The sequence below is a fragment of the Pseudomonas sp. NPDC077451 genome, assembly GCF_044543345.1.
In the GTDB taxonomy this organism is placed as follows: domain Bacteria; phylum Pseudomonadota; class Gammaproteobacteria; order Pseudomonadales; family Pseudomonadaceae; genus Stutzerimonas.
The window spans coordinates 177,382-189,975 of the sequence record NZ_JBITVX010000001.1 but is presented as its reverse complement, the minus strand read 5'-3'; the positions used below and the strand labels follow the sequence as shown (position 1 = coordinate 189,975).

The window sequence follows — 12,594 nt, the reverse complement described above, 5'->3', positions numbered from 1 at the left end:
CCACTGCCGCGCAGGTGCTAACAGCGACAGAACCGGAGCCTGCACATTGCATCTGGATGTTTCTTGCGTCGAGGCGCATGGCGAGTCCTCTCGATTGTTTTTGTGGGGAGTCCTCTTCTTTTTGAAGCTGGCATGCTTGAAACACTGCGTCAATTCGGAATCCAGTTCCATCAGGCAGAATTATGATGCCCCACAAACAGAACCGTCTAAGCTCAACCTTTGCTGGACAGGCAACGATTAGCCAGTCGCAGGACGCCGAACTCATTATCGAGAAAGGCCGCGATAGCCTTCTGCTAGCGCTTGAAAAAGCCCCGCGCTATGTTAGCTTTCGATCAGCTCTGCAAAAGTCAGTTCTGCTGTGCGAAACAAGCATGCGACGCACGTGATACAAAGATGGCCTCAGCCAGACAATTACAACAAGAGGACGCGTTATGAAATCCATGCTCAAAAAGCTACTCGTTCCCGCCGGTCTGGTAGCACTGGCGGTTTCCGCCATGGCTCCGCAGATGGCTGCCGCACAGGACGTCACCAAATGGCGCGTGCAATCGCATTGGCCGAGTGCCAGTAGTTCCTATCAAGACAGCCTCGTCAGACTCAAAAACGAAATCGAGCGGCGCACCGATGGTCGGCTGGAGTTGCAGCTGTTCGAGTCCGGCGCGCTGTTCAAGCCGCAGGAAACCTTCAATGCCGTCAGCCGCGGTATCGTCCAGATGGGCACCATTTCCCCCGGTTACGCACAGGACAAGATGACCCTCGCCGGTATCGCCTCCGGCCTGCCCTTCGCTTTCCAGAATGTCTGGGAGGCTGCGTACTTCCATAAGCAGATGGGCTTCGAGGACATGCTTCGTGAAGAAGCCGCGCAACACGGCGTGTACTGGTCGACCGACAAGGTCTACCCGACTGAAATGGTGGTGAAGAAGCCGATCAACAGCTGGGAGGACTTCACCAAGCTGAAGATTCGTTCATCCGGTGCGCTGCAAAAGTTTCTCGACGAGGCTGGTGCTTCGACCACCTATCTGCCTGGCGGCGAACTGTACCCGGCGCTCGATACCGGCGTGGTTGACGGTGCCCATTGGGGTGCCGTGCAAGGTGCCGCCAGCATGAGCTTCTACGAAGTGGCGAAGAATCACGTGCGGCCAGCACTGAACATCGCCGGCACCGATGTGATCATCATCAGCCAGAAAGCCCTGGACAAGCTGTCCGAGCGCGACCAGGAGATCGTCAAACAGATCCTTGATGAGCAGTTCTGGTATCGCACCAACGAGTACCTGTATCAGGAACAGATCGCCTTGCAGAAAGCCATCAAGGAACAGGGCGTAACGGTCAACGTATTGCCGGAAGACGTTCAGGCTCGGCTCCGCGAAGTGGCGAAGAAGACCTGGGAAGAAGAAGGCAAGCGCAGTGACAAGTCGGCCGAAGCCCTGCAAAAGCTCAAGACTTTCCTCAGTGACCTCGGCTACCAGTAAACCCCTCGCCTGACCCATCCTCGGCGCGATCACGCGCCGGGGGTGCGATTCGCTCAATCCTTGCTCGTGGGGCCTGTCATGCGCCTGATTCATGCCTACATCAACGGCATCACCCGGCTCAACGAATTCATTGGCCGCTGGGTGGCCTATCTGATCTTCCTGATTTTCATGCTGCTGCTGCTCGAAGTCTTCATGCGCTATCTGTTCTCGAGCCCGACCTCCTGGACCAACGAACTTGGACAGATGCTGTTCGGAGCCTATGTCGTGCTATCTGGCGGCTATGTCATGGCGCACCGGGACCACGTCAATGTGGATTTGCTCTACGCCTCCTTCGGTCCGCGCACACGCGCTTGGGTCGATATCTTCACCTCAAGCATGTTTTTCCTGTTTATGGCCGCACTGCTTTATTTCGGCAGCTCCATGGCCTGGGAGTCGGTTCAAGGCATGGAAACCTCCTACTCCGCCTGGAATCCGCCGGTCTGGCCGATCAAGGCGATGATCCCGCTCGGCACCTTGCTGTTGTTGCTTCAGGGGATCGCCAAGCTGCTGCAGGACATCCTGATTGCGCTAGGACATGAATCACCCAGCGACACCAGCCACGCGGGGGATGCGCAATGAGCATCGAAATCACCACGCTGCTGTTCTTCCTGACGCTGGTCTTCTTTCTGGTACTCGGCTTGCCGCTGGCCTTTGTGTTGGGCGGTGTCTCGGTGCTGTTCCTTTACTTCACTTGGGGCGTTGATGCCTTTTATATGGTCGCCTCGCAGATGTGGGGCACCATGGAAAGCTTCACGCTGGTCGCCATTCCGCTCTTCGTATTCATGGCCATGCTGCTGGAACGAACCGGCGTAGCACGCGACCTCTATCGCATGATGCACCTGTGGTGCGGCGGCATGCGTGGCGGGCTGGCAATCGGCACGCTGGGGATCTGCGCGGTGTTTGGTGCCATGGTCGGCATCAGCGGCGCGGCGGTCGTGGCGATGGGCACTATTGCCTTGCCTGCGATGCTCGAACGCGGCTACGACAAACGAATGGTGCTCGGCTGCATCAACACCGGCGGCGGCTGGGGCATCCTGATTCCACCAAGCATCATGATGATCCTTTACGCGATGATCAGCGGCCAGTCGGTCGGCAAGATGTTCGCAGCAGGCGTCTTGCCGGGTCTGCTACTGGTCGCGCTGACCGTTACTTACGTGCTGGTGCGTTCGTTCCTGCAGCCCCATCTGGCACCCGCACTGCCGAAGGAAGAGCGAGGCAGTTGGGGCGACAAGCTGCGCGCGATACGTGCAGTGCTGCTGCCCATCGGCATCGTTGTCATGGTGCTCGGCTCGATCATTGGCGGCTTGACGACCCCGACCGAGGCAGCCGCAATGGGTGTATTCGGCGCGCTGATCTCCGCTGCCGTCTACCGCAAACTGAACTGGCCGGTCCTGCAGGAAGCCGCCATTCGCACGTTCAAACTGACCGGCATGATCGCCTGGATCCTGTTCGCCGCCCATGCGTTCAGCTCGGCGTACCAGGGTATGGGCGCGCAGTCGCTGATCGAAGGGCTGATGATGGATCTGCCTGGGGGCCGCTGGGCCATCATCATCGTCATGATGGCGATCGTCTTTGTCATGGGCATGCTGCTCGATCCCGTCGGCATCATGCTGATCACGCTGCCGGTATTCCTGCCGATCGTCGCTTCACTCGGCTTCGATCCGATCTGGTTCGGCGTGCTGTTCGTGATCAACATGGAAATCGGCTACATGACGCCACCGTTCGGGTTCAACCTGTTCTACCTGAAAGGCATCGTGCCGCCCGGCATCACCATGAAAGACATCTACTGGTCGGTCATACCCTTCGTGATCGTCAATATCATTGGCATGGGCATCATCATGCTATTCCCGGAGATCGCAACCTACCTGCCGAATACGCTGTTCTGACGACGGGTCGCTGAAACGAAAAAGCCGGAGCGAAAGCTCCGGCTTTTTTGTGCGCTCCGGTCAGATGATGTTGGCGTAATCTGCTTCGATCCGATCCAGGCTCAGGTGATTGAGGAAGTTGGAAAAACACATCCAGGCCGACAGTGCATTCAGGTCCTGGAATTGTTGTGGCAGGTACTTGGGCGGCACCACCATGCCCTCCTCGACCAACTGGCGCAGGGTGCGCATGTCTTCCAGCGTGGTCTTGCCACAGAACAGCAGCGGAATCTGCTCCAGCTTGCCCTTGCGCACCGCCAGCTGGATGTAGTTGTAGATCATGATGAAGCCCTTCAAATAGGACAGGTCCTTGGTGAAGGGCAAGCCATCGGGCGTCGAACCGCGGAAGACGCGGCTGGCATTGCCGTAGCTGTCTTCCTCCGAATAGCCCTGCTCACGAAAGAAGCCGAACACATCCAGAAAATCCGCGCCCTCTTCGGCCATGTGGATGGCGCGGGTGCGGTTGGTGAGCTTGCGCAGGCGGGTCGGGTAAGACGCGAAGGCGATGACTTCCATCAGGATTGCGAGGCCTTCCTGGGTCACCGTAGACGACGGCGGCCCCTTGGCGAGGAAGGTGCAGATCGGCTGGTTTTGCCCGTTGAGCGTGGTGCCGACATGCACCAGTCCCTCGTGGACCTCCAGCGCACGCACGTCGCGTTCGTTGAACATCGCATCGCTGCGGATCTTGATGTAATCGGCACCGGCCGCGGCATCGGCGAGGATGCCATCGGATTCGAAGACCCGAATCACGCCTTCGCCCTCGCCGAACACCAAGTCCAGGCGACGTTGCAGCATGTCCACCGCCTGCGGAGCGTTAAGCGTTTTGGCTTCGTCTTTCAGATCGCCGCGGTCGGCGATGTTGTTCAGGTAGTCGGAAAGCATCAGGCCGAGGTCGGCGAGCGTCGGATCACCGGCATGGAAGGCGTCCGAAGCGGCACCATAAAGCTCTTGGGAAATCAGGCCGAAATCGGCGGTGCCGCGAGCCTCGAGCATGCGGATCACCATGCGGTATTCCTTGCACATGCGTCGCATGATCTGCCCGACCGGGTTGAACTGCCCCAGCTGACGGGTGATGTCGCGCTCGATGTTCTGGAACTCTTCCTTCTTGGCGCTGGAATCGAAGCCCAGCGGACGGCCCTCGTAGTAGGCGCGGTCGAGCTTGGGCAACTCACGGCCGCCAGCGGCGAAAAAGCCCTGGCGGACGCTGTCGTCCCACTTCACTGCATCGAGGACCCGCACCGGGGTTTGCGCCTCGACGATGCGATCGGACAGGCCGCGCACCGTGAGTTGGTATTCATCCAGGTTGTTGCGGGTATTCATCCGTACCTCGTCAGTGATGAGCCGTCGCCTTCAGGTTATACACCAGCGGACCATGGCAATCCGTGTCCGGTTCGCGAACGGCCCGCTAGGCGTATGGAAGTGTGTCGGCGGACATCGACCGATCTGAACCCGGCCGAAGAGGGCCACCTGGGTAACCCCAGCGATGCCGCTTAGGCCTGAGCATGGCCTTGGCGGAGTCACCCTGCACCCCGCGCCGCGAGCTCAAACCACAGCGTGGGTAAGACGGCCGCTCGGCCGAACATCCGAGCGGCTGCTCGCCATGGTCAGACTTCAGGACGCATGTGCGGGAACAGGATCACGTCGCGGATCGACGGCGAGTTGGTCAGCAGCATCACCAGTCGGTCGATGCCGATGCCCTCGCCCGCGGTCGGCGGCATGCCGTATTCCAGCGCACGGACGAAGTCAGCATCGAAATGCATGGCCTCGTCGTCGCCAGCGTCCTTGTCGCGGACCTGCGCGTGGAAGCGCTCGGCCTGGTCTTCGGCATCGTTCAACTCGGAATAAGCGTTGGCAATTTCACGGCCGCCGATGAACAGCTCGAAGCGGTCGGTGACGCTTGGGTCGTCGTTGCTGCGACGCGCCAGCGGCGAGACTTCGAACGGGTAACGGGTGATGAAGGTCGGCTGCTCCAGCTTGTGCTCGACCAACTCCTCGAAAATCATCACCTGCAGCTTGCCCAGCCCTTCGAAGCCGAGCACCTTGGCACCGGCCTTCTTGGCGATGGCGCGGGCGGTGTCGATGTCCTGCAGGTCGGCAGCGCTGATTTCGGGGTTGTACTTCAGAATCGCATCGAACACCGAGAGCCGGGCGAAGGGCTCGCCGAAGTGGAACAGCTTGTCGCCGTACGGCACATCGGTACTGCCCAGGACCAGCTGCGCCAGCTCGCGGAACAGCTCTTCGGTGAGGTCCATGTTGTCTTCGTAGTCGGCGTAGGCCTGGTAGAACTCGAGCATGGTGAACTCGGGGTTATGCCGGGTCGAAACGCCTTCATTACGGAAGTTGCGGTTGATCTCGAAGACACGCTCGAAGCCACCGACCACCAGGCGCTTGAGGTACAACTCCGGCGCGATACGCAGGAACATCGGCAGGTCCAGCGCATTGTGGTGAGTTTCGAACGGCTTGGCCGCGGCGCCGCCGGGAATGGTCTGCAGCATCGGCGTTTCGACTTCGAGAAAGTCGCGTTCGTTGAGGAACTTGCGAATATGACCGATCACCTGCGAACGCACGCGAAAGGTGTGGCGGGTTTCTTCGTTGACGATCAGGTCGACGTAGCGCTGGCGATAGCGCTGCTCGGTGTCGGTCAGGCCGTGGTGCTTGTCCGGCAGCGGGCGTAGCGATTTGGTCAGCAGGCGAACGTTTGTCATCTCGACATAAAGATCGCCCTTGCCGGAACGCGCCAGGGTGCCTTCGGCGGCAATGATGTCGCCCAGGTCCCAATGCTTGATCGCTTCCAGCGTCTCGGCTGGCAGGGTCTTGCGATTGACGTAGACCTGGATGCGCCCGGTCATGTCCTGCAGGACCATAAAGGCGCCCCGGTTGAGCATGATGCGCCCGGCAACCTTTACCGGGATCGCCGCTTCAGCCAGCTCTTCCTTGGTCTTGTCGACGTACTTCTGCTGCAGGTCGTTGCAATAGCTGTCGCGACGGAAGTCGTTGGGGAAAACGTCGCCCTTGGCGCGTTCGGCAGCCAGTTTTTCCTTGCGCTGAAGGATCAGGCTGTTTTCTTCCTCGTGGATGGCGTGCTGGTTCAGCGGTTGTTCGCTCATGGTTTAAAAATGCCTGGATCGAATGAATGAATCCCGGGGAGGGTGTGTTGGAAGGCGTTTCGCTTCATTCCATCACCTGCCTGCCACCTATTTTGGTGGGCTGAAGCCCACCCTACATCTGGACGCTTGGAACTCGAGTTGGGTGGGCCGGGCGACGTTCCGCTTCAGCCCACCGACGCTGGCCAAGCGCAGTAGCTTACAGCCCCTGCTTCAGACTGGCTTCGAGGTATTGGTCGATGTCGCCGTCCAGCACCTTCTGGCAGTCGCTACGTTCCACGCCGGTACGCAAATCCTTGATGCGCGAGTCGTCGAGCACATAGGAGCGAATCTGATGACCCCAGCCGATATCGGATTTGGTGTCTTCCAGCGCCTGGGAGGCCGCGTTGCGCTTCTGCATTTCCTGCTCGTACAACCGGGCCCGCAGCATTTTCATGGCGGTGTCCTTGTTGGCGTGCTGGGAACGCTCGTTCTGGCAGGCCACCACCGTGTTGGTTGGTACGTGGGTAATACGTACCGCCGAGTCGGTGGTGTTGACGTGCTGACCACCGGCACCGGAAGAGCGGTATGTGTCGATGCGCAGGTCGGCCGGATTGATGTCGATCTCGACCCTGTCGTCGATCTCGGGCGAGACGAACACTGCCGAGAATGAGGTGTGGCGGCGGGCGCCAGAGTCGAACGGGCTCTTGCGCACCAGGCGGTGCACGCCGATCTCGGTGCGCAACCAACCAAAGGCGTATTCGCCTTTGATGTGTACGGTGGCGCCCTTGATACCGGCGACTTCGCCCTCGGACAGCTCGACGATCTCGGCGCTGAAACCGCGTTTGTCGGCCCAGCGCAGGTACATGCGCAGCAGGATGTTGGCCCAGTCCTGGGCTTCGGTGCCGCCGGAACCGGCTTGGATGTCGAGGTAGGCGTTGTTGGGGTCCATTTCGCCGCTGAACATGCGACGGAATTCCAGCCCTTCGAGGATGCCGCGCAGGCGGTCGAGTTCGGCGGCGACATCGTCTACGGCGCTCTGGTCGTCTTCTTCGACAGCCATGTCGAGCAGGTCGCGGGAATCGGCCAGGCCGCCCTCGAGGTCGTCGATGGTCTCGACGATCTGCGCCAGGGTGGCGCGCTCGCGGCCCAGATTCTGGGCGTACTCAGGTTTGTTCCAGACGTTCGGGTCTTCGAGTTCGCGGTTTACTTCGACGAGACGATCATGCTTCTGATCGTAGTCAAAGATACCCCCGAATTGACTGGGTGCGCTCGGACAGGTCCTTGATGCTGTTGAGGATCGGGTTGATTTCCATAGGTCGGCAGCTCTCAATCGGACGGTGCGAAAAGCCGGCGATTATAGCGCAGCAGGCCGTCGCTGACAGCCCACACGGGACCGCCGGAGCGGCAAAAGTCAAGCGGACTTAGTTTTTAGGAACGAACGGAGGCGGCCCAGTGACCGCCCCGCATGCGGTCAGGCGGAGACGCCGCGCACTTGGCTTTCCAGCTCGGCCTTCAGCCCCGCATCGAGTTTCAACTGGCGGGCCAGTTCGTCCAGGTAGGCACGCTCCATGAACTGCTCTTCGTCCACCATCAGCACGCTGGCGATATACATCTCCGACGCCATTTCGGGCGTGGTAGCAGCCGCGGCGACGTCTACCGGATCGAGTGGTTTGTTCAGCTCGGCTTCAAGCCAATGCTGCAAAGCTGGGTCATCAGTGAGCTGGGCCAGTTCAGCCTCGATCATCTTGCGCTCCTGCTCGTCGACGTGCCCGTCGGCTTTGGCCGCGGCGACCAGCGCCTTGAGGATGCCCCGGCTGTGCTCTTCCACTTGCTCGGGTGGCAGCCGGTCGACTGTCTTTGGCTCGGTCTGAACGGGGTTCGGCTGATTCACCCCGGCCCCACCCTGCTGCGCCTGTTGTGCCTGCCAGTTGCCGTAGGCTTTGTAGGCCAGCATGCCGAGCGCGGCCAGGCCGCCATAGGTGACGGCCTTGCCACCCATGCGACGCCCTCGCCGGCTACCGAGCAACATGCCAAGCGCGCCGGTTGCCAGCGCGCCTTTCCCACCGCCGCCCGCACCTCCGAGCAAGCTGCCGAGTGGTCCGACTGCGCCGGAAAGCATGTCACCGAGCGAGCCGCTGCTGCTGCCCTTCGGAGCGCCTGGAGGCGTAACGGAGTTCTGCTGTTTTTGTAGAAGGTCCTGCCCAGACTTGAGCAGCTGATCGAGCAAACCGGAGGCTTTCATGGTATTTCCTGCTTACGAATGGAGGGGTTAGTCGAGCGAATCGGGGACCTGCCGGATCGGCGTATTACGATGGGCTGCACGTACATATTGGGCAGGCCAGGGCACCGAGTTATCACGCAGATCTTCGGCCGCGTGCAGCGGCCAGTAAGGGTCGCGCAGCAGCTCGCGGGCGAGCAGGATCAGGTCCGCCTGACCGGTGCGCAAAATGTGTTCGGCCTGGACCGCCTCGGTGATCATGCCGACCGTGCCAGTGGCGATACCCGCTTCGCGGCGGACCTGCTCGGCAAACTGGGTTTGATAACCCGGCCCAACGGGAATCTCGGCGTTGACCGCTGTACCGCCGGACGATACGTCGATCAAGTCGACGCCCAGCGTCTTCAGCCGACGCGCCAGTTCGACGGTTTCTTCCGAATTCCATCCGTCCTGAACCCAGTCGGTTGCCGACAGGCGAACGAATAGCGGCAGCTCCTCCGGCCATACGGTGCGCACCGCCTGGGTAACCTCCAGTAGCAGCCGAATGCGGTTTTCAAACGAACCGCCATAGCCATCCTGACGCTGGTTGGAAAGCGGTGAGAGAAACTGATGCAGCAAGTAGCCGTGGGCGGCGTGTATCTCTGCGATCTTGAAGCCCGCCGCCAGGGAACGCTCGGCGGCACGAACGAATGCCTGGATGACGTCTGCGATCCCTGCGTCATCGAGCGCAGTGGGCACCGCATGCTCCGGGTCGAAGGCAATGGTCGACGGCCCCACCGGTGTCCAGCCTCCAGCGGCGATGGGAACGCTACCGTGGCGTCCGAGCCACGGCTGCCAGGTGCTGGCCTTGCGGCCGGCATGCGCCAGCTGGATGCCCGCGACCGACCCCTGAGCCTCGATGAAGCGCGTAATGCGCCGCAGCGGCTCGATGTGCTCATCCGACCATATGCCCAGATCCTCAGGCGAAATCCGCCCATTGGCTGTAACTGCAGTCGCCTCGATAATCACCAGCCCCGCGCCACCCACCGCACGACTGCCCAGGTGCACCAGATGCCAATCGTTGGCCATGCCAGCCTTAGCCGAGTACTGGCACATGGGCGATACGGCAATACGATTGGGCAGGGTCAGCTGGCGCAGGGTGAGCGGCTGGAAGAGCTGTGTCATGGAAACCTCGACTGCATGGGATGCGTTTTGGACATCCTTCAGTACAGACTGTTTCGGTGACTTTGCTCGGCTTGGACTGTGTTTGCCGAAGAATCGGTGACGGGGTGTTGCAAGCTGTGCGCGAGCAAAATCCCTTCACCGGTGCGGCGCAACGCCTGCACAACGTGAAGATGCATCCGGGCGGCGCCGCGCGCAACGTTGGCTAATGCCGCGGGCTTCGGGCTCCACAGCCGTCTAGAAAGAGTTAGAGCATCAGAAGATCAGCTTGCCCGCACCGATCAACCAACGCCTTCAGTTACGCCGCCTCAACCTCAACCGGCACGCCATTGAGCGCTGCGTTTCCAGACAAAGCATCGAGCTGGCGCTCATCGGTAAGGTCGTTGGCACTGGCGCCCGGCTGACGATTGGCGATCTCTAGCTGGACGCCGGGACGACCATGGCCCCAGCCATGCGGCAGGCTGACCACACCGGGCATCATCTCGTCGCTAGTGGCGACTTCAACTTCGATCATGCCAACCCGCGAGCGCACCCGCACGCGCTGACCATCAAGCAGTCCCAGCCGGCTCAAATCTGCCGGATTCATCAGCAGCTGATGGCGCGGCTTACCCTTCACCAGACGATGATAGTTGTGCATCCAGGAGTTATTGCTGCGCACGTGACGGCGTCCAATCAGCACCAGCTGACCGGCAGGCACACTGGTCGCGGCAGCGAAACGCTGGAGGTCACCGAGGAACAGCGATGGCGCCGCCTGGACCCGCTGCCCCTCGGTTTTCAAGCGGCTGGCCAGATTCGACTTCAGCGCACCGAGATCGAGCCCGTGCGGATAGTCGCGCAGCTTGGAGAGGGTCAAGTTGAGCTCGCTTTTTTCGCCATACGGACCGGCGCGCAAGCCACGGTCAATCATTTTTTCTGGCGCCATGGTGGGTTTGAGCTCAGCGTCGACACGCGCTGCGAAGGCCCTGGCCAGACCGACGAAGATTTCCCAGTCATGCAGCGCACCCGCCGGCTTGCGGAGGACCGGCTTATTGAAGCGGGTCACGTTGCGCACGGCGAAGACGTTGAAGGTAGTGTCGTAGTGATCATGCTCCAGCGGCGCTGTCGGCGGCAGGATCAGGTCGGCGTATCGAGTGGTTTCGTTGATGTAAAAATCGACGCTGAGCATGAACTCCAATCCGTCCAGCGCCTGTTCCATTTTTCGCCCGTTCGGCGTGGAAAGTACCGGATTGCCGGCAACGGTGACCAGCGCCCGAATCTGTCCTTCCCCTTCGGTGAGCATTTCTTCGGCCAACGCTGAAACCGGCAACTCGCCACCGTATTCCGGCAGGCCCGATACGCGGCTCTGCCAGCGGTTGAAGTGCCCACCTGAGGTGTTCGCGACCAGGTCCACCGCCGGCTCCGTGCAAAGCGCGCCGCCCACACGATCCAGGTTGCCTGTCACCAGGTTGATCGACTGCACGAGCCACTGACACAGCGTCCCGAACGCCTGTGTCGAGACGCCCATCCGCCCGTAGCAGACCGCTTTGTCTGCGGCAGCGAAGGCCCGCGCCAGTTGTCGAATCTGCCCTGCCGGCACGCCGCAGCGCGGCCCCATCGCTTCCGCAGTGAACGGCGCAACCGCGGCTCGGAGTTCATCCAGCCCCTCTACCGGAAGATGGCTGGCACGTGTCAGGCCTTCATCGAATAACGTATTGAGCAAGCCGAACAGCAACGCCGCATCTTCACCCGGGCGTACGAACACATGCTGATCGGCAATAGCGGCGGTTTCACTACGGCGCGGATCGACTACCACCAGCTTGCCGCCGCGCGCCTGCACGGCCTTGAGGCGCTTTTCCACGTCTGGGACGGTCATGATGCTGCCATTGGAGGCCAGCGGATTGCCGCCAAGGATCAGCATGAAATCGGTATGGTCGATGTCTGGAATCGGGATTAGCAGGCCGTGGCCGTACATCATCAGGCTGGTCAGGTGGTGGGGCAGCTGATCGACCGAGGTGGCGGAGAAGCGATTGCGGGTTTTCAGCTGACCGAGAAAATAGTTGCTGTGGGTCATCAGCCCGTAGTTGTGCACGCTGGGGTTGCCCTGGTAGACCGCCACGGCGTTATTGCCATGCCGCTCGCGGATCTCAGCCAGGCGCTCGGCGACCAGCGCAAACGCCTCGTCCCACTCGATCGCCTGCCACTCGTTGCCGACACGACGCATCGGATGGCGCAGGCGGTCCGGATCGTTCTGGATGTCCTGCAACGCGACGGCCTTGGGGCAGATGTGGCCGCGACTGAAGCTGTCCTGAGCGTCGCCCTTGATGGAGACGATCTGCTCATCGCGGGTTTCGATGGTCAGGCCACAGATAGCCTCGCACAGGTGGCAAGCACGGTGGTGCTGGGTCGTTTCGCTCATCGCAGGCTCCGGAGGATTGTTCTTGTAATCCAATCACTCTAGGCCGGAGCCAGGCCGGCGCCAATCATGCACGTCGTGGCATATATGGGGCGATTCAGATAACCGATCTTCGTCAGCTGCCCGTTACCCTTGGAGCGAGAGCAGCCTTTCTGCCGGAGACATCCCAACACCGAGCCACCGACAAGCTGGCAGCATCGATGTGGAGCGATCCGCTACTTGTAGGAGCGAGCTTGCTCGCGATCAAGGCCTCCATGCAGCAGAAACTCACCTAAAGCTCTTTAGCCCTTACATCCCCAGCGGGCAGATTCGA

Annotated in this window: 9 protein-coding genes; 3 read left to right on the top strand and 6 right to left on the bottom strand. The window is 60.8% G+C overall.

What is annotated here, in order from left to right:
- The first annotated feature begins 431 nt into the window (after positions 1 to 431).
- The 3 genes from dctP (at position 432) to ACIGHL_RS00875 (ending at position 3,391) form a co-directional block, all read left to right on the top strand.
- On the top strand, positions 432 to 1,466 hold the full coding sequence (gene dctP, locus ACIGHL_RS00885; RefSeq protein WP_045425362.1) for a TRAP transporter substrate-binding protein DctP: 1,035 nt from the start codon (positions 432 to 434) through the stop codon (positions 1,464 to 1,466).
- Positions 1,467 to 1,544: 78 nt separating this feature from the next.
- On the top strand, positions 1,545 to 2,084 hold the full coding sequence (locus ACIGHL_RS00880) for a TRAP transporter small permease subunit (protein WP_045425359.1): 540 nt from the start codon (positions 1,545 to 1,547) through the stop codon (positions 2,082 to 2,084).
- Positions 2,081 to 3,391: a TRAP transporter large permease gene (locus ACIGHL_RS00875; protein ID WP_045425356.1), complete on the top strand. Its 1,311-nt coding sequence runs from the start codon at positions 2,081 to 2,083 to the stop codon at positions 3,389 to 3,391. The genes ACIGHL_RS00880 and ACIGHL_RS00875 overlap by 4 nt, the downstream gene beginning before the upstream one ends.
- Positions 3,392 to 3,451: 60 nt before the next feature.
- Here ACIGHL_RS00875 and ACIGHL_RS00870 read toward each other — a convergent pair whose 3' ends face one another.
- The 6 genes from ACIGHL_RS00870 to ACIGHL_RS00845 form a co-directional block, all read right to left on the bottom strand.
- Complete coding sequence (locus ACIGHL_RS00870) at positions 3,452 to 4,747, bottom strand: flavohemoglobin expression-modulating QEGLA motif protein (protein ID WP_446697501.1); 1,296 nt, start codon at positions 4,745 to 4,747, stop codon at positions 3,452 to 3,454.
- 284 nt (positions 4,748 to 5,031) lie between these two features.
- Positions 5,032 to 6,534, bottom strand: a complete 1,503-nt coding sequence (gene lysS / locus ACIGHL_RS00865) for a lysine--tRNA ligase (protein ID WP_446697502.1) — start codon at positions 6,532 to 6,534, stop codon at positions 5,032 to 5,034.
- 196 nt (positions 6,535 to 6,730) lie between these two features.
- Positions 6,731 to 7,826, bottom strand: a protein-coding gene (gene prfB, locus ACIGHL_RS00860; protein WP_101153256.1) for a peptide chain release factor 2 whose coding sequence is annotated in 2 segments (ribosomal slippage) — positions 6,731 to 7,753 and positions 7,755 to 7,826 — 1,095 coding nt in all. Because the reading frame shifts where the segments join, the coding sequence is not laid out codon by codon here.
- Positions 7,827 to 7,984: 158 nt separating this feature from the next.
- Positions 7,985 to 8,755, bottom strand: coding sequence for a tellurite resistance TerB family protein (locus ACIGHL_RS00855; protein WP_128118976.1), 771 nt, complete (start codon positions 8,753 to 8,755; stop codon positions 7,985 to 7,987).
- A 27-nt stretch (positions 8,756 to 8,782) separates the two neighbouring features.
- Positions 8,783 to 9,892 carry an NADH:flavin oxidoreductase/NADH oxidase gene (locus ACIGHL_RS00850; protein ID WP_128118975.1) on the bottom strand — a complete coding sequence of 370 codons (1,110 nt, stop codon included), beginning with the start codon at positions 9,890 to 9,892 and terminating at the stop codon, positions 8,783 to 8,785.
- Between the two features lie 295 nt (positions 9,893 to 10,187).
- Entirely contained in the window at positions 10,188 to 12,284 is a 2,097-nt protein-coding gene (locus ACIGHL_RS00845; RefSeq protein WP_128118974.1) for a molybdopterin oxidoreductase family protein, read from the bottom strand.
- Positions 12,285 to 12,594: the final 310 nt, after the last annotated feature.

Bases quoted from the DNA above. Each gene is read 5' to 3' on its own strand.
- dctP (WP_045425362.1), top strand. From the start codon at position 432: ATGAAATCCATGCTCAAAAAGCTACTCGTTCCCGCCGGTCTGGTAGCA.
- ACIGHL_RS00880 (WP_045425359.1), top strand. From the start codon at position 1,545: ATGCGCCTGATTCATGCCTACATCAACGGCATCACCCGGCTCAACGAA.
- ACIGHL_RS00875 (WP_045425356.1), top strand. From the start codon at position 2,081: ATGAGCATCGAAATCACCACGCTGCTGTTCTTCCTGACGCTGGTCTTC.
- ACIGHL_RS00870 (WP_446697501.1), bottom strand. From the start codon at position 4,747: ATGAATACCCGCAACAACCTGGATGAATACCAACTCACGGTGCGCGGC.
- lysS (WP_446697502.1), bottom strand. From the start codon at position 6,534: ATGAGCGAACAACCGCTGAACCAGCACGCCATCCACGAGGAAGAAAAC.
- ACIGHL_RS00855 (WP_128118976.1), bottom strand. From the start codon at position 8,755: ATGAAAGCCTCCGGTTTGCTCGATCAGCTGCTCAAGTCTGGGCAGGAC.
- ACIGHL_RS00850 (WP_128118975.1), bottom strand. From the start codon at position 9,892: ATGACACAGCTCTTCCAGCCGCTCACCCTGCGCCAGCTGACCCTGCCC.
- ACIGHL_RS00845 (WP_128118974.1), bottom strand. From the start codon at position 12,284: ATGAGCGAAACGACCCAGCACCACCGTGCTTGCCACCTGTGCGAGGCT.